This is a genomic window from Nocardia lasii, from assembly GCF_042658545.1.
GTDB lineage: Bacteria > Actinomycetota > Actinomycetes > Mycobacteriales > Mycobacteriaceae > Nocardia > Nocardia lasii.
This window is the reverse complement of the sequence record NZ_JBHSQN010000009.1, coordinates 228,484-248,995: the sequence shown is the minus strand read 5'-3', so window position 1 is coordinate 248,995 and position 20,512 is coordinate 228,484. Positions and strand designations below refer to the sequence as shown.

Genomic DNA, 20,512 nt, shown 5'->3' with positions numbered 1-20,512 from the left:
CCTAGTTCTGTCGGGCGGGCCGCCAGAACACAACGAGCAGCAGCGCCGCCGACAACGTGCCGAGACCGGCCGCGATCAGCAGCGGCCAGGTTCCCGACCACGCGATGTCGAGCAGGTGGTCCAGCGACCAGCGCCCGGGGCCCAGCGTCGCCGCGGCCACCGCGGTAGCGGCGAGGACGGCGGTGTACTCCCAGCCCTGACCGGGGCGGAAGATGAAGAACCCGTTGGTGCGGTGGGCGGTGATCAGCGCCACGACCATCGTCGAGACGACCGCGGCCGCCGCGAACGGGGTCAGCAGACCGACAATGAGCAGCACACCCGCCACGATCTCGGTGACCGTGGCGAGCACGGCGTGCAGCCGACCGGGCCGCAGCCCGATCGAGGCGAACCAACTCGCGGTGCCCGCGAGCTTGCCGCCACCCCAGGCGTGGTTGACGCCGTGCGCGAGCACGACGCTACCCAGGGTCAGACGCAGGATGAGCGCAGCGGTATCGACAGAGCTCACGCCGCCTGCTTCTCGAGTCCGGCGGTTTCGACGGCCTTGTCGGCGGGCTTCCAGCCCGGCGGGGCGAAGATGTAGCCGAGCCGGTCACGCAGGCGACGGGCGCCGCGCACGTCGCGGATGATGTTGCCGTACTCGCGGTACTGCAACTTCAGGATGTTGTAGGTGCCGACCGGCGTGGTCAGGCCGTAGGTCGGCGTGTGCAGCTCGGCCTGGAAGGTGCCGAACATGCGGTCCCAGATGATCAGCACGCCGCCGTAGTTGCGGTCCAGGTAGATCTGATCGCTGCCGTGGTGCACACGGTGGTGCGAGGGGGTGTTGAACACGAACTCGATCGGGCGCCACATCTTGTCGATGGTCTCGGTGTGGGTGAAGAACTGGTAGATCAGGTTGAGCGCGAACGCCACGTAGATCGTCCAGGGCGCGAAGCCCAGCAGCGGCAGCGGTGCCCAGAAAATGGCCTCCGACCACGGGTTCCACTTCTGACGCAGCGCGGTGCCGAAGTTGAAGTACTCGCTCGAGTGGTGGGCCTGGTGCGCGGCCCAGCCGATGCGGACCCGATGGGAGAACCGGTGGTTGCAGTACCACGCGACGTCGACGACCACCAGCAACACCGGCCAGTACCACCAGGCCCCGGTGGGCAGGTGCCACGGCGCCAGCTCGGCGTAGAGGATCACGAAGACCAGCAGCGTCAGCGCCTTGAAGATGAGCATCGCCACGAGGGCGCCCATCCCCATGCTGATGCTGGTGCGGCTGTCGATCTTCGAGTACGGCCGCGGCGTCTGGTCGTCGTCGTGATGGCGCAGGCTCAGCGCCTCGACCGTGATGAACACCGCGAAGAACGGGAGCGCGTACAACAGCGGGTTGTTGATGTGCTCCCACAACTCGGACAGCATCGGGACTCCTTATATAGACTTGAAAGTAATTTACGAAATAGTCAATTCATTGTCAATCGTCACAGGAACAGTGGTTGGATGGAGCGGTGAGTACTGCCGGAACCAAGGGCGTCCCCCGCGCCGAGCGTGAACAGCTGATCCTCGACGCCGCCGTGGCCGAGATCGGCCGCACCGGGTACGCCGGACTCTCCCCCGCCGCGGTGGCCGAACGCGCCGAGGTGTCCAAGCCGCTGGTCTACACCTATTTCCAGTCCAAGGATCGGCTGTACATCGCCTGTGTGGACCGGGCGGCGGCGATCCTCTACGACGCGATCGAGTCCGCGATCACCGCCGGGGACAACCTGTCGATGGCGCAGCGGACCGTCGAGGCCCTGTTCGTCGCCCTGGAACCGCGCCCGCACGACTGGACGGTGGTCTTCGACCGCTCCCACCCCGAACAGGGGCCCGTCGCCGACGCGGTGCGCACCGCTCGGCGCCGCATCGCCGCCCAGGCCGCGCGCGGTGTCGCCGGCGCGCTGAGCACGGTCGAGCTGACCGACCCGAACGACCTGTCCGCGCTGACCGACGTGTGGATGGGCACGGTGAGCTCGCTGGTGCTGTGGTGGCTCCGCCATCCCGACCAGACCGCCGCCCAGATGAGCGCCCGCAGCCGCCGCCTCATCGACGCCCTCGGCGCCGCCGCCGCGTCCTCCTGAGCCGCGAAATCGGTACGGGCGCCGGCGCGCGAACGTTCGTAGGCTCGGACAGTGACTGATCTCGCGCCCGGTCCGGAGCGCCGAGCTCGACGCGCTGGACCTGACACCGGAACAGCGCGACGCACTGACGGAGTGATGCCAGGCTCCCATCATGGGTCGACCCGATTCACCGTTGATTCATTGCACCGCAACAGGACTGGCGTTCGCTCGTCACCACGATCGACGGCACCCCGCACCGCCTACGCCCACCGGCGACGATGGATCGCACGCCCTAGTCGTGCCGGGGACGTTCGGCTCGGAAGCGGAACATGCCGCGGCCGGTTCGGATGTCGATATCGGTGAAACCGGCCGTGGTGAGGCGGTCGGCGAGGGTGTGGGGTGGGACGGGGACGCAGGTGTCGCCGAGGTGTTGGAGGCGGAACAGCGGGTTGTCGAGGCCGTCGGATCCGGCGAAGACGCCGCCGGGGCGCAGGACGCGGTGAGCTTCGGCGAACAGGTCGTCCTGCTGGGCGGGGGTGGGGACGTGGTGCAGCATGGTGAAGCTGACCACGGAGTCGAATTCGTTGTCGGGCAGCGGCATCGCGGTCGCGTCGCCATCGATGACGCGCAGTCGGGTGTCGAATCGGGCGCGCAGGCGCGCGGCCAGGGCCGGGTCGATCTCGAGCCCGGCGAGCGAGGGCGTGCGCTCGCACAGCGGCGCCACGTTCGCGCCGAAACCGGGTCCGATCTCGAGGGTGGACGCGCCGAGTCGGACGTCGCGCAACACCCACGGCACGACCTTCGTCGCGGTCAACCATTCCCACACCGCCGAGCGGCAGGCCACCCGGTGCCAGTAGTTCATCGTCATGTCTTCGACGGTAGAAGCCCGTAGCAGTGGCCGATAGTCGCTACGCTGACAGATCATGTCGCGAAACGGACAGGGATTCGAGCTGGCCGCGCAGCCGGGACCGACGGCGATGGTGTTCGGCGCCGGCGTGCTCGCGCCCGGGTTCTGGTTCGCCGAGCACCGCCACCCGCAGCATCAGATCGCTTGGGCGGGAACGGGAGTCATCGGGATCGAGATCGGCGCGAGCCACTGGGTGCTGCCGCCGACCCGGGCCCTGTGGATTCCGGGCGGCGTCGTCCATCGCACCGGATCCACCGCCGGGGCCGATATGCGCGGCATCTTCGTCGAACCCGACCGGTGCCCCGTCGACTACTCGCGACCGACCCTGCTGAGCGTGTCCCCGCTCCTGCGCGAACTCTTCGAGCACATGACCTCGCGAGAGTTGCGCGATGATCGCCGCGCGCGGGCCGAGGCGATGGTGTTCGACCTGCTCGAGCCGGTCGATGTCATCCCGGTCGGCGCCCCGATGCCGACCGATCCGCGGGCGCGCGCGGTCGCCGAGGTCCTGCTGGACAACCCCGCCGACGACCGCACCCTCACCGAACTCGGCGCCTACGCCGCCGCGAGTTCCCGCACGGTGGCCCGTGCGTTCCGGGACGAGACCGGCCTGACCTTCGCGCAGTGGCGAACCCAGATCCGGCTGGCGGCCTCGCTCACCCCGCTGGCCGACGGAGTGCCGGTGACGCGCATCGCCGACCGCGTCGGCTATCGCAGCGCGAGCGCGTATGTGGCGGCGTTCCGGCGGGCGGTCGGCACGTCACCGGGCCGGTACTTCGCCCGGTAGTCGGGAGGTTTCGCGCAGTGCGAGTTCAGGGCTGGTTCGGTGTCGATCACTGTGGTGGACTGGAGGATTCGCGCAGGAGGAGGTCGGTTCGAGATGGCGGTAGTACCGGAGTGGTCGCGGCAGCGGGGGTTCGGGATCCGGGTCGAGTGGGGGCGGGCGGGGGCGGCGGCGCTCGGGGGCGATGCGGGGTGTCTGGTGGTGATCGATGTGTTGTCGTTCACGACCTCGGTGTCGGTGGCGACCGGGGCGGGGACGGCGGTGTTTCCGTATCGGTGGCGTGATGGTTCGGCGCGGGCGTTCGCCGACGAGCACGGTGCCGCATTGGCCGTGGGGCGCAGGGAATCCGGGCCGTGGTCGCTCTCGCCCGCCGCGATTCGGCGGGCGCCGTTCACCGAGCGGCTGGTGCTGCCTTCGCCGAACGGGTCGGCGATCGCCGCGTCGGTGTCGGGGACGCCGGTGGTGGCGGCCTGTCTGCGCAATGTCGACGCGGTCGCGGACCGGCTCGTGGCCGCGGGGTGGGGTACGCCCGAGCAGCCGATCGCGATCGTCGCGGCGGGTGAGCAGTGGCCGGGCACCGAGACCGTGCGACCCGCGCTCGAGGATTGGCTCGGCGCGGGCGCGCTGGTGGCCGCGCTGATCGATCGCGGCCTCGCGACGCCGTCGCCCGAAGCACGCACGGCGGCAAGCGCATTCGACGCGAAGTCGGATGTCGCGGCATTGATCACCGAGAGTGCCTCGGGTCGCGAACTCGCCGCGAACGGGTTCGCCGACGATGTGGCGATCGCGGTCGAGGTGAACGCGGATTCCACCGTGCCGGTGCTCACCGACGGCGCGTTCGTCGACCGAGCCGGTCAGCTCGGGGGTGTCACACGGTGAGGACGACCGGTCCGTCGGCGGTGACGGCGATGGTGTGCTCGCTGTGGGCGCAGCGCGAGCCGTCGGCGGATCGGATGGTCCAGCCGTCGTCGTCGGTGTAGATCTTGTCGGTGCTCGCCGCGAACCACGGTTCGATCGCCACGGTGAGGCCGGGTCGCAGGCGGAAGCCGCGGCCGGGGCGGCCGTTGTTGGCGATGTGCGGGTCCTCGTGCATGGTGCGGCCCAGTCCGTGCCCGCCGTACTCGTTGTTCACCGGGTATCCGTATCCGTGCGCGACGTTCGCGATGGCGGCGGAGATGTCGCCGATGCGGTTGCCGGGCTGGGCGGCGGCGATCCCGGCGGCCAGGGCTTCCTCGGTGGCGGCGATCAGGCGTTCGTCGGCGGGCGCGGGGGTGCCGACGATGAACGAGATCGCCGCGTCGGCGACCCAGCCGTCGATGGACACGGCCAGGTCGGCGGTGAGCAGGTCGCCGTCGCGCAGCACGTAGTCGTGCGGGAGTCCGTGCAGCACAGCGTCGTTCACGGCCAGGCAGATCGTGTTGCGGAACGGTCCGCGCCCGAAGGAGGGCGAGTAGTCCCAGTAGCACGACACCGCGCCACGCTCGCGAATCCGTTCGCGCACATACGCTTCCAGCTCGAGCAGGTTCACCCCGACCGCCGCCCGGTCGCGCACCCCGGCCAGCACGTCGGCGACGAACCGGCCGGTCACCCGCATGCGCTCGATCTCCGCGGGTGATTTCAACTCCACCATCGTGCCTCCACTCGGTATTTTCATACCACCCTAGCGGCGACGGTATAAAAATACCAACTCAGCGGTTGAGGTTGCCCATGTCGATCGGGATCTGCGCCCCGGTGATCTGGCTCGCCTCGTCCGAGCACAGCCACACCACGGCCGCGGCGATCTCCTCGGGCTGACAGATGTAGCTGGGCAGCGCGTTCATGAAGATGGGGGCCAGCGTGGCGCCGTACTCCTCGAACAGCGGACCCATCTCGGTGACCTGCATGCCGGTGTCCACGCCCGCGGGGTGCACGGTGTTGACCCGGATCCGGTAGGAGCCCAGCTCGTTGGCCATGGTCTTGGCCAGCCCGGTGACCGCGTGTTTCGACGCGACATAGTGGGCGGTGAAGGGGATGCCCTTGATGCCGGCGACCGAACTGGTGAACACCATCGCACCGCCCTCGCCCTGCGCGATCAGGTGCGGCACCGCGGCTTTCGCGGTGTGGAAGACCCCGGTGAGGTTCACGTCGATGGTCTCGCGCCACTGCTCGGCGGTGATCTCCCACGACATCGCCGCCGAGCAGATCCCGGCGTTGGCCACCACCGCGTCGAGCCTGCCGAACTGCTCGACGCCCGCCGCCAGCGCCGCCGAGAGGGCATCGAAGTCGCGCACGTCGACCTTGCTCGCGGCGATCTTGCCGCCCGCGGCCTCGACCAGGCGCACCGTCTCGGCCAGGTCGGCCTCGGTCGCGCCCGGGTAGGAGGTGCTGGCGAACTCCGCGCAGGCGTCGATCGCGATCACCGCGGCGCCCTCCTCGGCGAATCGCACCGCCTCGGCCCTGCCCTGTCCGCGGGCCGCGCCCGTGACGAAAGCGACTTTGCCCTCGAACCGTCGTGCCATGGTGAAATCCTCCGAACCTCGATGTCTTCCCCTGACACCTACCACCGACAGCGGGGCGGCGATGCGAAAACCGCGATCGCCGAATCGTTCCCGCGCGAGCGCGATCGCCCGTGGTCGCCGATCCTCGCCACCGGGTCGGTGCGCCCGGCGCACGCGCCGTGGCGAGGGCGTCCGCGAGCACCTACCATCGGTTCCATGGTCCGTCTTCCCCTCAGCCCCGCGCAGGTCGAAGCGGGTCGTCGCCTGGGCCGTCGCCTGCGCACGGCCCGTGGTGACCGCGATCTCACCGAGGTCGCCGTGCGCGCCGGCATCTCCCCCGAAACCCTGCGCAAGATCGAATCGGGCCGCCTGCCCTCCCCCGCGTTCGGCACCGTCGTCGGCCTCGCCGAAGCCCTGTCGATCCCCCTTGCCGAACTGGCCGAGTCCTACCGCTCCGACCCGGTCGCCGAATCAGCCTGATCGACCGCTCACCACTGCCGCAGCCCCGCGAATTTCCGGCGCGCGGTGATCGCCTGTTTGAGCACCCGCTTTTCCAGGTCGGCGCGGCTGAGCCGGTCGACGCGAGTCAGTTGCAATGCGGCGGCCACCGCGAGCAGGTCCGCGCGGTCGAGATTGTGTGCGCGGAGATAGGCGGCGCCCGCGTCGACCGTGTCGGTGGCGCGAAGGTGGGCGGCGATCGACGGGCCGTCCGGGTTCGCTGCGGTGGCGGGTCTCGACGCCGCCGGGGTCGCCTCGGGTGCCGCGGACCCGTTCGACGCGCTGTCGACGACCGCCTCGGCCGGGACAGGCGTGAACGCACCGGCACCGTGGTCGGTCGGGTGTCCGGCGAGCAGGGCGACGAGGTCGGCCTTGGCCAATCGCGAGTAGCCGCTGATGCCGAGCAGTGTGGCCACCTGCCGCAACGCTGCCACCGTCAGACCCGACCCGTTCAGGTAGCGGCTTCGTTGCGAACCCGGCGTCATTTCCTGAAGCTCTCGCGCCACCCGATCAGGTTCCCACGCCCGGGGTGTGGACGACGGCAAGTGGACCACCGGCGCCGTGCGGGTCGGCGGATCCGACACCGTGGCATCGACCGGTACGGCGGCGAACTTCATCGTCCCCGCGATGAGCGCCCGCGCCGTGGCGGGGTCCACCTCGCGCAGGAATTCGGCGAACCTGACGTTCAGGGCGCCCAGATCGTCCAGGTCAGCCACCGTGCGCTCCGCGGGCTTCGGTCAGCGCGCCGAGAATCTCGTTGACCAACTGATCGAATTCCTTGACGACCTCGTCGGCGCGAGCGGCGCGCAGCATCGCCGGTACGCCGTCCTCGCCCGCGCTACCGAAGTGCTTGGGGCTGTTGCGAATCACGCTCTTCAAGACCGGCACGCGCGATCCGTCGCGCACCTCATCGATATAGGACTGCTGAGCCAATGTCACCTGTTGCGAGTAGATCTGGACCATGGTGAAGACGACGCCGAGGAAGCTGGGGTGGATGGTCGCGTGGTTCGTGGACCCGGTCCCGTGGTTGACGTAGTCGTTGAACTCCTCGACCAGGCCGGCGCAGTTGCCGACCAGATAGTCCAGTCCCAGTGTCGAGAGGTAGTCGGCCTTGGCCGGTACCAGGATGAGTTCGCTGGCCACGATGGCGGTCTTGGTGACCAGCCCGAAGTTCGGCGCGCAGTCGATCAGCACCAGATCGTAGTTCTCCTGGAAATGACTGTCCGCCAACGCTTGTCGCAGGCACCCGTGGAGGTCGAGGTAGCGGCGTTTCGACCCTTCGAGGGTGGTGGCGCCACCGAGCAGGGCGGCCAGTTCGAGATCGATATCGATCAGGCCCAGGTGCGAGGAGATCAGGTCGAGTCGTCCGGCCTCGGCATCGATGACCGCGTTCACTCGTTCCGGGGTGACCACGAGATCGGCCAATCCCATGTCGCGTCCCGGCATGTCGCCCTGGTACCACTGCCGGATGGTGCGGCCGTCTTTGAGCTGGGAATGCCACTCCTCGACCGAGAAGAACGAGAAGGTCAGATTCGTCTGCGGGTCCAGGTCGATCACCAGGACGCGTAGGCCCCTGGCCGCAGCGGCGGCGCCGAGGTTCGCGGTGAGCGTCGTCTTCCCCACGCCGCCCTTGTAGTTCATGACCGACACGACCCGCATGATCCGCTCCCCGTGATTCGTGCACCGCCCGACGGTCGGCGCCCACCGATGGATGTCACGCGCGATCGAGCGCGGCGAGTGACGAACCGGAGTCGATAGTGCCACCATGCGGCTCGGCCGTCGACCGAAATCGGTCTATTCGCACCACCTTTGGACGATCGGATCGTCGGGGATCCGGCCACGCTCACTGCGAGTGCATCGACTCCTCGTTCTCGAAGCCGAGGGTCACGTCGTGGGTGATCTCGCCGCGCGTCACCGATACCTGGCTCGCGACCGGCGGGTAGCCGCGCGCGACCACCGTGTACTCGCCGGAAGGCAGGTCGGGGACGAGGTAGCGGCCGTTCTCGTCGGTGCGGGCGGTGGCGGCGGGGTCGCCGCCGGAGTCCAGGACGGTGATCTGCACGTCGGGGACGGGGCGGTCGCCCTGCACCCAGGCCGAGCCGTGCAGGATCGCCATCGGTTCGAGGTCGATGTCGCGCACCAGCGAGCCGGTCTCGGGCACGACCAGCGCGAGGGCGGTGGGGCGCATGTGGTCGGCCACCGCGACCAGGGTGTAGGTGCCGCTCACCACGTCGCGGCATACGTAGGCGCCGTCCTCGCCGGTGATCGCCGCGCCCACCACCTCGCCCTCGGGGTCGGTCAGCGTGACCGCCGCCCCCCACAGCGGTTCGCCGCGGCGCGCGGACCGCACGATCCCGGTGAGTTCCCCCGCCCCGACCAGTACCAGGTCGACGTGGTGGGCACGCTCGGCGATCGACACGCTCACCGCCTCGGGTTGGTGGCCGGCCGCGGCGGCGATGAGCACGTAGTTGCCCGCCCGCGGCGCCTCGATCGCGTAGGCGCCGTCGGCGTCGCCGTTGCCCCGGGCGACCTGGTGGCCGTGCTGGTCGATCAGGGTGAGGGTGGCGGCGGGCACGGGGCGGTCGTCGTCGCGACGCAGCAGGCCCGCGATCACCCGGGGGCCGACCGGGCGCGACCGGCCCGCCATCTCGTGCGCGTCGTGCAGGCTCACATCGCGCAGCAGGGTCGGGTCGGCGGCCGGTTCGGCGACCCGATCATCGTGCAGCGGAATCTCTTTCATGAAGATGAGCACCAGGCAGGCCACGATCGCGAGGTCGGCGGCGAGGAAGAACACGCTGTGCATCGAGTTCGTGAAGCCCTCGAGGATCGGAATGCGCCACTCGTCGGGCAGGGTGGCGATGGTGCTGGTGTCGCGTTGCAGGGCGGCGAGGCGTTCGGCGTCGAAGCCCGGTGGCAGGGTGCCGCCGAACGCGTCCAGGATCGAACCGGGCAGCCGGTCGAACAGCACGGTGAGGAAGACCGCGACCCCGAGGGTGCCGCCGAGCTGGCGGAAGAAGGTCGCCGCCGCGGTCGAGACGCCCATCTCGGTGCGGCTCACCGCGTTCTGGGCGGCGATGATCAGCGTCTGCATGCAGCCGCCGAGTCCGAAACCCATGATCGCGCTGTAGACCAGCGGCTGCCACATCGGCCCGGTGTAGCCGATCCGGGCGAACAGGGCGCATCCGATCGCCAGGATCAGCGCGCCGAGCACGGGCAGGACCTTGTAGTGGCCGGTGAGTTTGGTGATCAGCCCGGACAGTTGCGCGCCGACCATGATGCCCACCACCAGCGGCAGCATCAGCAGTCCGGCTTCGGTCGGCGAGTAACCGCGCACGACCTGCAGGTACTGCGGCACCATCGTGATCGCCCCGAACATGGCCACCCCGATGAGGAAGCCGCCGATGATCGCGATGCTGAAGGTGGAGTTGCGGAACAGACGCAGCGGGATCAGCGCGGCGTCCTTCATCAGGAATTCCACGAGCACGAACAGCAGCAGCCCGCCGGCGCCGATTCCGTAGCAGTACAGCGACTTCGGCTCGGTCCACCCCCACACGCGGCCCTGTTCGGCCACGATCAGCAGCGGCACCACACCGACGATCAGGGTGAGCGCGCCTAGCCAGTCGATGCGGCTGCGCGTGCGGGTGTGCGCGAGGTTGAGCACCCGCGCGACCACCACGAACGCCAGCACCCCGACCGGCACGTTCACCAGGAACACCCAGCGCCAGCCCTCCACGCCGCCGAGAGTGTCGAAGCCGGACAGGAATCCGCCGACCACCGGGCCGAGCACGGTCGCGATGCCGAACACCATCAGGAAATAGCCCTGGTAGCGCACCCGTTCGCGGGCGGGCACGAGATCGCCGACGATGGTGAACGCCAACGACATCAGCCCACCGGCGCCCAGGCCCTGGAAGGCCCGGCAGGCGGCGAGTTCGTACATGGTGGTGGCGAAACAGCAGGCCGCCGAACCGAGGACGAACAGCGCGATCGCGATCAGGTAGAGCGGTTTGCGACCGTAGATGTCGGCGAGTTTGCCGTAGAGCGGGGTGGTGACCGTGGCGGTGATCAGGTATGCCGTTGTCGCCCATGCCTGTTCGTCGAACCCGTCGAGGCTGTTGGAGATCCGCACGATCGCGACGCTGACGATATTCTGGTCGAGCGCGGCGAGGAACACCCCCAATAGCAGGCCGGACAGAATCGTGAGCGTCTGGCGGTGCGTGAGGCGTGATTCGGCAACGACGGTATCGGTCATGGAGAAGCCCTGGTTCTGATCGGCTGGCAAGTGGGGGTCGATCATTCGGCCCACACGAGGGCCGACAACCCCGCTGCGAGGAAAACTTTGCGCCGCGGGTGGAACTCTTCATGCACTGGTCCGCCGAGCTTACCCACGTCGGATTCGCCGCCGTCACCGAGGGATCAAGTTACCGTTCATTTTCGTGGCACGGCGGGCCGAGTTGCGGGCCGTCGGCTCACGGCGACATGATAAGTCGCATGTCCGACTCCGCCGAGCACGGCCGGTCCGCCCTCAATGCCGCGGTCGACGCGACCATCGTCGCCGTCCGCCGGATGTTCTACGTTCTCGGCGACGAGATCGACCGCACCGAGGGCCCGATCGAATTCACCTTCACCGACGGCTCGACCCTGCTCTTCGACGCCGGTGTCGACGGCGCGGAATTGCGCATCGGCGCGAATCCGTGGCGCGATCCGTTCGAGCCGCTGGTCGATCCGGTGAATATCGAATATGTCGCCCATTCCGGCAAATACACCGCTTTCGACGTCACCGACGAGGAGCCCTACCGCGCATTGGCCGGGCGCCGGGTCGACGCGGTCTCGGTGGTGCCCCTGGCCGACGGCCGCCCCCGCGCGGCGACGCTGTACCTGGGCGCGGGCATGGTGAAGGCCGAGTCGATCGCCGACGAACTGATCGTCACGCTGATCTCGGCCTAGCGTTCGGCGGGGTCAGTCGAGGCGGAAGTCGGCGAAGTCGAAGCCGGGGGCGACGACGCAGCTGACCAGGGTGTAGTCCTCGCCCGCGGGGCGCGCGGCCTGGCTGACGCCGCCCGGGACGACCGCCTGTGGGCGTTGGCCCTGTTCGACGTCGGGGCCGAGGACGATGTCCTCGCCCCCGATCGTCAGCAGCAGGGGGCCGCCGCGATGCCACAGCCAGATCTCGTCGGAGGTCACGGTGTGGGGTGCGGAGTGCTCGCCGGGGAGCAGCAGGTAGTAGATCGCTGTCGCGGCCGCGCGCGGGCCGGGGTAGCCGGTGGGCTCGAATTCGACTGGGCTGCGCCAGGTTTCCCGGAACCAGCCGCCTTCGGGATGCGGCTGGAGGTCCAGTTCCACGGCCAACGCTGGGCGGTTCTCGCTCATGCGCTCAGCCTATTTCACCCGCCCGGAGCGGGGCTACTCCAGTTCGCCCTCGGTTTCGAGGTAGACCTGGCGCAGTTTGTCGAGGGTTTCCTGTTCGGGGTGTTCCCAGAGTTTGCGTTCGGCGGCCTCCAGGAGGCGTTCGGCGATGCCGTGCAGGGCCCACGGGTTGGACTGCTCCATGAACTTGCGGTTCACGTCGTCGAAAACGTAGCTCTCGGAGAGCTTTTCGTACATCCAGTCGGCGACCACATTGGTGGTGGCGTCGTAGCCGAACAGGTAGTCGACGGTGGCGGCCATTTCGAAGGCGCCCTTGTAGCCGTGGCGGCGCATCGCCTCGAGCCAGCGCGGGTTGACCACGCGGGCGCGGAAGACACGGGCGGTCTCCTCCGAGAGCGTGCGGGTGCGCACGGCATCCGGACGGGTGGAGTCGCCGATGTACGCCTCGGGGTTGCGGCCGGTCAGCGCGCGCACGGTGGCGACCATGCCGCCGTGGTACTGGAAGTAGTCGTCGGAGTCGGCGATGTCGTGTTCGCGGGTGTCGGTGTTCTTGGCGGCCACCGCGATCCGCTTGTAGGCGGTGCGCATGTCGTCGGCGGCGGGGGCGCCGTCGAGGTCGCGGCCGTAGGCGTAGCCACCCCAGGTGGTGTAGACCTGCGCGAGGTCGTCGTCGGTGCGCCAGCTCTTGGAGTCGATGAGTTGGAGCAGGCCCGCGCCGTAGGTGCCGGGCTTGGAGCCGAAGATGCGGGTGGTGGCGCGGCGGGTGTCGCCGTGTTCGGCCAGGTCCGACTGGGCATGTGCGCGAACGTAATTGGACTCGGCGGGTTCGTCGAGGTCGGCGACGAGGCGGACCGCGTCGTCGAGCAGGGCGAGCACGTGCGGGAAAGCGTCACGGAAGAAGCCGGAGATACGGACGGTGACGTCGATGCGGGGGCGGCCCAGTTCCGCCAGGGAGATCACCGCGAGCGAGGTGACGCGCCGGCTCGCCTCGTCCCAGACGGGCCGAACACCCAGCAGGGCGAAGACTTCGGCGATGTCGTCGCCGGAGGTGCGCATGGCCGAGGTGCCCCAGATCGACAGGCCGACCGACTTCGGGTACTCGCCGTGGTCGGCCAGGTAGCGGGCCAGCAGCGATTCGGCCATGGCCTGGCCGGTCTCCCAGGCCAGGCGCGAGGGGACGGCCTTGGGGTCGACGGAGTAGAAGTTGCGGCCGGTGGGCAGCACGTTGATCAGTCCGCGCAGCGGGGAGCCGCTGGGGCCCGCCGGGATGAAACCGCCGTCGAGGGCGTGCAGGACGCGGGCGATCTCGATGCTGGTCTCACGCAGGCGGGGAACGACTTCGGTGGCGGCGAAACGCAGGACGGTCTTCACCGCTGCCAGGCGCCCGCTCACAGCAACACTGCCCGCCGTCGTCAGCGCACTGGGGTCGGTCACGACGCCGGAATCCGTTGGGGCTACGGCCGAGTTCGCGACAACCCCGACCGGCCCGTTCGTGGACGCCGCGCCGACCGTGGCCGGGGAAGCCGCAACGGGCGCTGCGGGCGCGTCGACTCCGATCGTCGCCGAGGTTGTCTCGGCGACACCGGTCACGGATTCGTCGGCATCCGTCGACGTGGTGGCCGAATCGTCTACTCCCCCAGCGAGAATCGCGGTGGCGTAGTCGTCGACCAGTGTGTCGACGGCATCGGCCGACCAGTCCGTCGCTTGGAGCGCGCCGAGCAGTTCGCGGGCGCGTGATTCCACCACGTCGACGCGTTCACGCGATTCGTCCCCGGCTTCGCTGAGCCCCAACGCTTCTCGCAGGCCGGGCACGTTCTGCTCCCCGCCCCACAGCTGGCGGGCGCGCAACATCGCCAGGACCAGGTCGAGTTCCATCTCGCCTTCAGGCGCCTGGCCGAGGATGTGCAGGCCGTCGCGGATCTGGACGTCCTTGATCTCGCACAGCCAGCCGTCGACGTGCAGGAGCATGTCGTCGAAGACATCTTCCTCGGGGCGTTCGGCCAGGCCGAGGTCGTGGTCCATCTTGGCCGCGCGCATCAGGGTCCAGATCTGCTGGCGGATGGCGGGCAGTTTGGCCGGGTCCAGCGCCGAGATGTTGGCGTGCTCGTCGAGCAGCTGCTCCAGACGCGAGATGTCGCCGTAGGTTTCGGCGCGCGCCATCGGCGGGATGAGGTGGTCGACCAGGGTGGCGTGGGCGCGGCGCTTGGCCTGGGTGCCCTCGCCGGGGTCGTTGACCAGGAAGGGGTAGATCAGCGGCAGGTCGCCCAGGGCGGCGTCGGTGCCGCAGGAGGCGGACATGCCGAGGGTCTTGCCGGGCAACCATTCCAGGTTGCCGTGCTTGCCCAGGTGCACCATGGCGTCGGCGCCGAAGCCGTCGGGCGCGGACAGCCAGCGGTAGGCGGCGAGGTAGTGGTGGCTCGGCGGCAGGTCGGGGTCGTGGTAGATCGCGACGGGGTTCTCGCCGAAGCCGCGGGGCGGCTGCACCATGAGCACCACATTGCCGAAACGCAGTGCGGCGATGACGATCTCGCCCTGCGGGTCGGCCGAGCGGTCTACGTAGAGTTCGCCCGGCGGCGGGCCCCACGCCTCGATGACGGCTTCGCGCAGGTCCTCGGGCAGGGACTCGAACCAGCGGGTGTAGGTGGCGGCGCCGATGCGAATCGGGTTGCCCTCCAACTGTTCGGCGCTCAACCACTCCGGGTCCTGGCCGCCCGCGGCGATCAGGGCGTGGATCAGCGCGTCGCCGTCGCGTTCGACCAGGCCGGGGATCTCGGTGATGTCGCCGAGATCGTAACCGGCGGTGCGCAGTTCGGTGAGCAGGCGGATGGCGCTGGCGGGGGTGTCGAGGCCGACGGCGTTGCCGATGCGGGCGTGCTTGGTCGGGTAGGCCGAGAGCATGATCGCGATCCGCTTGTCGGCGGCCGGGATGTGACGCAGGCGCGCGTGCCGCACGGCGATGCCCGCCACGCGGGCAGCGCGTTCGGGATCGGGGACGTAGGCGGACAGGCCGTCGGCGTCGAACTCCTTGAACGAGAACGGGACCGTGATGATGCGGCCGTCGAATTCCGGCACCGCGACCTGGGTCGCCACGTCCAGCGGGGACAGGCCGTCGTCGTTGGCCGCCCACTGCGCGCGGCCGCTGGTCAGGCACAGGCCCTGCAGGATCGGCACGTCCAGGGCGGCCAGTGCGGCGACATCCCAGGCTTCGTCGTCGCCACCGGCCGAAGCCGTGGCGGGCTTGCTGCCGCCCGCGGCCAGCACGGTCACGACCAGGGCGTCGGCGCGGCCGAGCAGGGTGAGCAGTTCGGGTTCGGCGGTGCGCAGCGAGGCCGCGTAGACCGGCAGCGGGCGCGCGCCCTTGGCCTCGATCGCCTTGCACAGGGCCTCGATGTACGCGGTGTTGCCGGCCAGGTGCTGGGCGCGGTAGTAGACCACCGCGACCGTGGGTGCGTGCGGTTCGAGGATGCGCGCGGAACGTTCGAGTTCGCCCCAGCTCGGCAGTTGCGCGGGGGGTTCGAAGCCGTGGCCGGTGAGCAGCACGGTGTCGGAGAGGAAGTGGTGCAGTTGCGCCAGATTCTCGGCGCCACCGGCGGCGAGGTAGTTGTGGGCGTCGGCGGCGACACCGACCGGGACCGTCGAGGTCTCCATCAGTTCGGCATCGGGCGCGATCTCGCCGCCCAGCGCCACCATCGGCACCCCGCTCGCGCGGATCGCGTCGAGGCCGTCCTCCCAGGCGCGTTTGCCGCCGAGGATGCGCACGATCACCAGGTCGGCGCCGTCGAGCAGCTCCGGCAGATCCTCGACCAGCAGGCGCGACGGGTTGCCCCACCGGTAGTCCGCGCCGCTCGCGCGCGCGCTCAGCAGATCGGTATCGGAGGTGGACAGCAGCAGGATCACAGGGTGAGACCTTCCTCGGGTGACGCGCCCAACGGTGGGTGTGGTGCTCGCCGGAGAGGGTCTGGCTGTTCACAGTGGCGCGACCGCACCGGATTTCCACCGGTTTCCTCGACGCCCGCCGAGCAAGACGATGCTACTGGCCCCACCCGACCCGCAACTTTCCAGCCCGCCCCCACCGCTGGACCGCTGATCAGCGCGCGGTGGCGAGCGGCTGCGGCTCTTCCCGTCCGGCGGCCCGGTGATCCTGGGCGTCACGGCGTGGCGATCGCGATGCGCGGCGGTGCCGGGCGATGGCGAGACGGCCGGTCGCGGCCCTCACGGGCGGGGGCGGCGGGTGGTGTCGTTGGCCGCGATAGCGAGTTCGATCTCGGGAACGACACGCCGGATCAGCGCACCGTAGTCATTGTCGGGGAGGGTGTCGAGGCGGGCGCGGGCGGCGTCGAGGTGGCGGGTGGCGGCGGGGAAGGAACCGAGGCGGCGGAAGTTGTCGGCGAGGTTGAGGTGCAGGGACGGGTAGAAGCCCGCGACCCGCAGGCCCGCGTGGTAGTCGCCGAGGCGCGCGTCGGTGAGGGCGTCGGCGGCGTCGAGGGCGCGGATGTCCCAGACGAGGGCTTCGGCCGGATCGTCGTAGGCGTCGGCGAGGTAGTGGGCGAGGGTGCAGCGGTGCAGGGGGTCGCCCGCGGGGCCGAGTTCGGTCCAGATGTCGAGGAGGTCGGTGCGGGCGCGGTCGTGTTCGCCGGCACGGAAGTCGGTGACGCCCTGGGTGATTCGGGCCATGACGGTGTCGGTCATCGGGTGGGCTCCTGGGTCGGTACGGGTTCGCGGGGCATGGTCAGGGTCGACAGATCGCCGTCGTCGGCGGAGCGGACCCGGACGGGGAGGTCGGGGGCGAGGAGGTCGAGCATCACGTCCGGGCCGACGGCGCCCACGACGGCCGGGTAGAGGGTGGTGACGGTGAAGTGGAGGGTCATCGGGGGACCGGTGACAGTGGCGGGCAGGGAGTTTTCGACATCGGGCGACCGAGCGCCCTCGGGGCTGGTGGTGCCGCACGGCAGGACGGTCATGGCGTTCGGCGGCCGCACCCGCAACGAGATCGTCGGTGTACCAGCGGTTTCCAGCGCGTCGAGCAGGTCTGTGCGCGCCAGGACAACTCTCGTGCGGACCGGGGGCAGCGCGGCGAGCATCGCTCGGTAGTCGGGGAAGTCCTCGGTCGAGCGACGACACAGGCGGGGCGTGGAGTCGGCGGCCACCCGGCCGGGATCGGCGGATGCTCGCGCGAGGTCTTTCTTCTCTCGCTCGACGGAAGGGCTCGTGGGAGCGAAAGGTTCAGTGCTGAATTCGATGCCCGCCGGGGTCGGGTGGAGGGTGACGCAGTGTTGTCGGCGCAGCCAGGGCGCGGTGGTGCGGAGGTCGGCGGCGTCGATGGTGGCCGACCAGGGGGTGACGGAAAGGCGTTGGGGGCGCAAGGTTCTCGTTGCCAGGCGGTAGCGGTCCGTGGCGGTCAGGATCAAGCCGTGCGGGTCGGCTTCGAACAGGATCGTGTCGAGGACCGGCATGGTCGGGTCGGTGAGGGTGGCGGTGGCGACCTGGTCGAGTGCGGCGGCGAGCAGGGGGCCGCTCAGGCGCACACCGCGATCGACGGCCGGGGCCTCATCCTCGTGCGCGTTGACCTCGTGCGAGCGACTCGCGGCGACACCGCGGCGATGGTCGGCAGATGCCCGGTGATGTTCGGTACGACCGTCGTGGGCCGGGTGACGTGTCGAGATGGGTGCGTCGCGATCGTGTTCGTCGGGCGAGCCAGGGGGTTCGGGGTGGAGGGCGGCACGGGCGGAGGTGGCGGCGGCGCGGACCTCGCTCAGGTGGCGGTCCAGGGCTGCGAGGTGGTCGTCGACCAGGGCGGCGGCGCGGGCGGGGTCGGGTTCGGCGAGGACGGCCGCGACGGCGGGCAGTGGCATGTCGACGGCGCGGAGGTGGCGGATGAGGCGGGCGGTGTCGGACTGGTCGGGGGTGTAGTAGCGGTAGCCGGTGGCCTCGTCGACGACGGCGGGGGTGAGCACGCCCGCGTCGGCGTAGAAGCGCAGGGCGCTGGCGCTCAGGCCGCAGGCGCGGGCGAACGCTCCGATGGTGATGAGCTCGGTGTCGGGCACCGGCTCATCATCGGGGTTCGAGCGACTCGAAGGTCAAGACCGCGCGGGCGTGGTGCCCGCCACGACCATGTCCGGGGAGCCGGTGTCGAGATTGCGGTAGACGTTGGCGACGACCTGGCGGCCCAGCGCGTTGTTGCCGACGCCGCCGATGATCGCGCCGACCCCGGCGGGGATCAGCGTGCCGAACAGCAGCAGCGTGCGTTTGACCAGGTAGTTCACCAGGAACCGTTTGGCCGGGGAGTCCGGCATGCTCGACAGCACCGGAATGTGGTCGGTGACGACCGAGAGCCACTGGCCGGTCTTGTGCCCGGCGGTCTCGTCGAGGACCTTGGTGCCCGCGTTGCCGAGCACCACCTTCGACACCAGTCGCGCCTGCCGGGGATCGTCGACATCGATGCCGTACGCGGCGGCGGCACCGACCGACAGCACCGAGGACGCCTCGAGGAACACCAGCGTGTCGACACCGGTGGCGGCCAGGCCGATCAGCGTGCCGACACCGGGCACCGCCGCGGTCAACCCCACCGCGACACCGCTGGCCGTCACCACGACCAGGTACTGCTTCGACAGGCGCTGCACGACCTCCACCGGAGCGTCCTCGGGGTGGCGCGCCGCCAACCAGTCCACATATCGGTTCACCACCGGGACCTGCGCCTTGGCGGCCCGGTCGAGGGCGGGGACTACACGCTTGTCCACGAATTCACGCAGCATGCGGCGATTCTCCTGTCGGTACTCGGGCGGCGACGATCCGCCCCTCACCCTAGGCGACTACCCCCATCCGGCCACGTGACGCACGTCGCCTCCGTCACCGCGTCGGCGCGGCCGAGGACCGGTCGGATGCGCCGTTGCAGCTCGATCCGGTCGACATCGGTTGATTTGTCGGGGGCCTGGGTTTCCTCGGTGAGGGTCGCCGATGCACCGCCCTTCGCCGGGCACTCGCGAGGAAACGATCGCGGTGGCGCGAGCACGTTGCTCGGGGTCGGGCGGGTGGTCGTAGGCTGGACGATCATGACCAGGAGTGCTCCCGATTCGTGCCCAGGGGTTCTGCGGTTGCATCAGGCGGCCGACGGGCCGTTGGCGCGGATAAGGGTGCCCGGTGGGCGGCTCGAGTCCGCGCAGTTGCAGGTGTTGGCGGACGCGGCCCGCGATCTGGGCAACGGCAATCTCGAGCTGACCTCGCGCGGCAATATCCAGTTGCGGCAGGTGCGCGACGCCTCGGAGCTGGCGTTGCGGCTGGGTGAGGCGGGGTTGCTGCCCAGCGAGACGCACGAGCGGGTGCGCAATATCGTCGCCTCGCCGCTGTCGGGGCGGATCGGTGGTTTCGCGGATGTGCGGGGGCTGGCGGTCGATCTCGATGCCGGGTTGCGCGCCGACCCGCGGCTGAGCGAGCTGCCGGGCCGGGTGCTGTTCACCCTCGACGACGGGCGCGGCGACGTGACCACCCTGCGCGGCGATATCGGCATCCAGGCCGTGGGCACGGAGTTCGCGCTGCTGCTGGCCGGCGCCGACACCGGGATCCGGGTCGGCGCGGATGAGGCGGTGGGGGTCATGCTCGCGGCGGCGCGCGGCTTCCTCGATCTGCGCGGCACCAGCGAGACCGGGCAGTGGCGGCTGCACGAGATCGCGGGCGGCGTCGAATCGGTCGTGGAGACCCTGCGGCGCTCCCCCGCCGGTGAACCGCTCGAACTCGGTGCGGCACACGATATTCCGATCGGGTGGCTCGATCAGGACGACGGCCTGGTCACCCTCGGCGCCGGGGTGCCGCTGGGCACGCTGTCGGCCAGGACCACCGAGTTCCTCGCCGCGATCGAACGCCCGGTGTTCGTCACCCCGTGGCGCAGCCTGGTGATCACCGACCTCGACGAGGGCCCCGCCGAGACCGTGGTGCGGGTGCTCGCGCCGATGGGTTTGATCTTCGACGCGAACTCGCCCTGGTTGCGGGTCAGTGCCTGCGCGGGTCGCCCCGGCTGCGCCAAATCACACACCGATGTGCGCGCCGACCTCACCGCCGCCGTCGACTCCGACCGGATCCTGCCCCCGACCGACACCCTGCCGCCCACCGACAACCAGCTGATTCCCGCCGAGGAGGTCGCCGAGGCGGGTCGCCAACACTGGTCCGGGTGCGAGCGCCGCTGCGGGCGCCCCCACGGGCCCGTCACCGAAGTGGTCGCCACCGAACACGGCTACCGGATCGATCGCGCCGACGAGGCCACCGAGCCGGGCACCGCCGCGAACTGACCATCTGTCTACCCGCGCGCGGCCCGCGACAGGCTGCCGCCGAATGGGGCTCCCCAGTCGTCAGCGAGGCCGCAGCCCGGCTGCGGCTGCGGCTGCGGCTGCGGCTGCGGCTGCGGCTGCGGCTGCGGCTGCGG

The 20,512-nt window shown here is 70.0% G+C and carries 19 protein-coding genes; 6 read left to right on the top strand and 13 right to left on the bottom strand.

What is annotated here, in order from left to right; all coding sequences use genetic code 11:
• Window position 1 precedes the first annotated feature (1 nt).
• Window positions 2–505 carry a DoxX family protein gene (locus ACFP3H_RS14340; RefSeq protein WP_378605412.1) on the bottom strand — a complete coding sequence of 168 codons (504 nt, stop codon included), beginning with the start codon at window positions 503–505 and terminating at the stop codon, window positions 2–4.
• A complete protein-coding gene (locus ACFP3H_RS14335) occupies window positions 502–1,398 on the bottom strand; it encodes a sterol desaturase family protein (protein WP_378605409.1) in 897 nt (298 codons plus the stop codon). The genes ACFP3H_RS14340 and ACFP3H_RS14335 overlap by 4 nt, the downstream gene beginning before the upstream one ends.
• An 86-nt stretch (window positions 1,399–1,484) precedes the next feature.
• Here ACFP3H_RS14335 and ACFP3H_RS14330 point away from each other — a divergent pair, with 86 nt between their 5' ends.
• A complete protein-coding gene (locus ACFP3H_RS14330) occupies window positions 1,485–2,093 on the top strand; it encodes a TetR/AcrR family transcriptional regulator (RefSeq protein WP_378605407.1) in 609 nt (202 codons plus the stop codon).
• 271 nt (window positions 2,094–2,364) lie between these two features.
• On the opposite strand, the gene ACFP3H_RS14325 is transcribed toward ACFP3H_RS14330, so the two are convergent.
• Window positions 2,365–2,940: a class I SAM-dependent methyltransferase gene (locus ACFP3H_RS14325; protein WP_378605404.1), complete on the bottom strand. Its 576-nt coding sequence runs from the start codon at window positions 2,938–2,940 to the stop codon at window positions 2,365–2,367.
• A gap of 55 nt (window positions 2,941–2,995) precedes the next feature.
• Here ACFP3H_RS14325 and ACFP3H_RS14320 point away from each other — a divergent pair, with 55 nt between their 5' ends.
• Window positions 2,996–3,763: an AraC family transcriptional regulator gene (locus ACFP3H_RS14320; protein ID WP_378605401.1), complete on the top strand. Its 768-nt coding sequence runs from the start codon at window positions 2,996–2,998 to the stop codon at window positions 3,761–3,763.
• 93 nt (window positions 3,764–3,856) lie between these two features.
• The gene (locus tag ACFP3H_RS14315) at window positions 3,857–4,639 is read left to right on the top strand and encodes a 2-phosphosulfolactate phosphatase (protein WP_378605398.1); all 783 of its coding nucleotides are present in this window, start codon (window positions 3,857–3,859) and stop codon (window positions 4,637–4,639) included.
• Here ACFP3H_RS14315 and map read toward each other — a convergent pair.
• Both map and ACFP3H_RS14305 read right to left on the bottom strand, forming a co-directional pair.
• The gene (map, locus tag ACFP3H_RS14310; RefSeq protein WP_378605395.1) at window positions 4,629–5,390 is read right to left on the bottom strand and encodes a type I methionyl aminopeptidase; all 762 of its coding nucleotides are present in this window, start codon (window positions 5,388–5,390) and stop codon (window positions 4,629–4,631) included. The genes ACFP3H_RS14315 and map overlap by 11 nt on opposite strands.
• 58 nt (window positions 5,391–5,448) lie before the next feature.
• Window positions 5,449–6,258: a mycofactocin-coupled SDR family oxidoreductase gene (locus ACFP3H_RS14305; RefSeq protein WP_378605392.1), complete on the bottom strand. Its 810-nt coding sequence runs from the start codon at window positions 6,256–6,258 to the stop codon at window positions 5,449–5,451.
• 195 nt (window positions 6,259–6,453) lie between these two features.
• Between ACFP3H_RS14305 and ACFP3H_RS14300 the strand changes: the two genes are divergently transcribed.
• Window positions 6,454–6,717 (top strand): helix-turn-helix domain-containing protein, encoded by a 264-nt coding sequence (locus tag ACFP3H_RS14300; protein WP_378605389.1) that lies wholly within the window; start codon window positions 6,454–6,456, stop codon window positions 6,715–6,717.
• Between the two features lie 8 nt (window positions 6,718–6,725).
• On the opposite strand, the gene ACFP3H_RS14295 is transcribed toward ACFP3H_RS14300, so the two are convergent.
• From ACFP3H_RS14295 to ACFP3H_RS14285, 3 genes are all read right to left on the bottom strand, one after another.
• Window positions 6,726–7,451 carry a hypothetical protein gene (locus tag ACFP3H_RS14295; RefSeq protein ID WP_378605386.1) on the bottom strand — a complete coding sequence of 242 codons (726 nt, stop codon included), beginning with the start codon at window positions 7,449–7,451 and terminating at the stop codon, window positions 6,726–6,728.
• Window positions 7,444–8,394 (bottom strand): ParA family protein, encoded by a 951-nt coding sequence (locus ACFP3H_RS14290; protein ID WP_378605383.1) that lies wholly within the window; start codon window positions 8,392–8,394, stop codon window positions 7,444–7,446. The genes ACFP3H_RS14295 and ACFP3H_RS14290 overlap by 8 nt, the downstream gene beginning before the upstream one ends.
• A 184-nt stretch (window positions 8,395–8,578) precedes the next feature.
• A complete protein-coding gene (locus ACFP3H_RS14285) occupies window positions 8,579–10,984 on the bottom strand; it encodes an MFS transporter (RefSeq protein ID WP_378605380.1) in 2,406 nt (801 codons plus the stop codon).
• Between the two features lie 239 nt (window positions 10,985–11,223).
• Between ACFP3H_RS14285 and ACFP3H_RS14280 the strand changes: the two genes are divergently transcribed.
• The gene (locus ACFP3H_RS14280; protein ID WP_378605377.1) at window positions 11,224–11,679 is read left to right on the top strand and encodes a hypothetical protein; all 456 of its coding nucleotides are present in this window, start codon (window positions 11,224–11,226) and stop codon (window positions 11,677–11,679) included.
• Window positions 11,680–11,691: 12 nt separating this feature from the next.
• Here ACFP3H_RS14280 and ACFP3H_RS14275 read toward each other — a convergent pair whose 3' ends face one another.
• From ACFP3H_RS14275 to ACFP3H_RS14255, 5 genes are all read right to left on the bottom strand, one after another.
• Window positions 11,692–12,102, bottom strand: a complete 411-nt coding sequence (locus ACFP3H_RS14275; RefSeq protein ID WP_378605374.1) for a cupin domain-containing protein — start codon at window positions 12,100–12,102, stop codon at window positions 11,692–11,694.
• Window positions 12,103–12,135: 33 nt separating this feature from the next.
• Window positions 12,136–15,996, bottom strand: coding sequence for a cobaltochelatase subunit CobN (cobN, locus tag ACFP3H_RS14270; protein WP_378605371.1), 3,861 nt, complete (start codon window positions 15,994–15,996; stop codon window positions 12,136–12,138).
• Between the two features lie 315 nt (window positions 15,997–16,311).
• Window positions 16,312–16,788 (bottom strand): hypothetical protein, encoded by a 477-nt coding sequence (locus ACFP3H_RS14265; protein ID WP_378605368.1) that lies wholly within the window; start codon window positions 16,786–16,788, stop codon window positions 16,312–16,314.
• Window positions 16,785–18,143 carry a DNA polymerase III subunit beta family protein gene (locus tag ACFP3H_RS14260; RefSeq protein ID WP_378605365.1) on the bottom strand — a complete coding sequence of 453 codons (1,359 nt, stop codon included), beginning with the start codon at window positions 18,141–18,143 and terminating at the stop codon, window positions 16,785–16,787. The genes ACFP3H_RS14265 and ACFP3H_RS14260 overlap by 4 nt, the downstream gene beginning before the upstream one ends.
• A gap of 33 nt (window positions 18,144–18,176) precedes the next feature.
• Window positions 18,177–18,851 (bottom strand): hypothetical protein, encoded by a 675-nt coding sequence (locus tag ACFP3H_RS14255; RefSeq protein WP_378605362.1) that lies wholly within the window; start codon window positions 18,849–18,851, stop codon window positions 18,177–18,179.
• Between the two features lie 297 nt (window positions 18,852–19,148).
• Here ACFP3H_RS14255 and cobG point away from each other — a divergent pair, with 297 nt between their 5' ends.
• The gene (gene cobG, locus ACFP3H_RS14250; RefSeq protein WP_378605359.1) at window positions 19,149–20,378 is read left to right on the top strand and encodes a precorrin-3B synthase; all 1,230 of its coding nucleotides are present in this window, start codon (window positions 19,149–19,151) and stop codon (window positions 20,376–20,378) included.
• Window positions 20,379–20,512: the final 134 nt, after the last annotated feature.

Excerpts from the sequence above, each read along its gene's own strand:
- ACFP3H_RS14335 (WP_378605409.1), bottom strand. The coding sequence starts at position 1,398 with ATGCTGTCCGAGTTGTGGGAGCACATCAACAACCCGCTGTTGTACGCG.
- ACFP3H_RS14325 (WP_378605404.1), bottom strand. The coding sequence starts at position 2,940 with ATGACGATGAACTACTGGCACCGGGTGGCCTGCCGCTCGGCGGTGTGG.
- ACFP3H_RS14320 (WP_378605401.1), top strand. The coding sequence starts at position 2,996 with ATGTCGCGAAACGGACAGGGATTCGAGCTGGCCGCGCAGCCGGGACCG.
- ACFP3H_RS14315 (WP_378605398.1), top strand. The coding sequence starts at position 3,857 with ATGGCGGTAGTACCGGAGTGGTCGCGGCAGCGGGGGTTCGGGATCCGG.
- map (WP_378605395.1), bottom strand. The coding sequence starts at position 5,390 with ATGGTGGAGTTGAAATCACCCGCGGAGATCGAGCGCATGCGGGTGACC.
- ACFP3H_RS14305 (WP_378605392.1), bottom strand. The coding sequence starts at position 6,258 with ATGGCACGACGGTTCGAGGGCAAAGTCGCTTTCGTCACGGGCGCGGCC.
- ACFP3H_RS14300 (WP_378605389.1), top strand. The coding sequence starts at position 6,454 with ATGGTCCGTCTTCCCCTCAGCCCCGCGCAGGTCGAAGCGGGTCGTCGC.
- ACFP3H_RS14290 (WP_378605383.1), bottom strand. The coding sequence starts at position 8,394 with ATGCGGGTCGTGTCGGTCATGAACTACAAGGGCGGCGTGGGGAAGACG.
- ACFP3H_RS14285 (WP_378605380.1), bottom strand. The coding sequence starts at position 10,984 with ATGACCGATACCGTCGTTGCCGAATCACGCCTCACGCACCGCCAGACG.
- ACFP3H_RS14280 (WP_378605377.1), top strand. The coding sequence starts at position 11,224 with ATGTCCGACTCCGCCGAGCACGGCCGGTCCGCCCTCAATGCCGCGGTC.
- ACFP3H_RS14275 (WP_378605374.1), bottom strand. The coding sequence starts at position 12,102 with ATGAGCGAGAACCGCCCAGCGTTGGCCGTGGAACTGGACCTCCAGCCG.
- ACFP3H_RS14265 (WP_378605368.1), bottom strand. The coding sequence starts at position 16,788 with ATGACCGACACCGTCATGGCCCGAATCACCCAGGGCGTCACCGACTTC.
- ACFP3H_RS14255 (WP_378605362.1), bottom strand. The coding sequence starts at position 18,851 with ATGCTGCGTGAATTCGTGGACAAGCGTGTAGTCCCCGCCCTCGACCGG.
- cobG (WP_378605359.1), top strand. The coding sequence starts at position 19,149 with ATGACCAGGAGTGCTCCCGATTCGTGCCCAGGGGTTCTGCGGTTGCAT.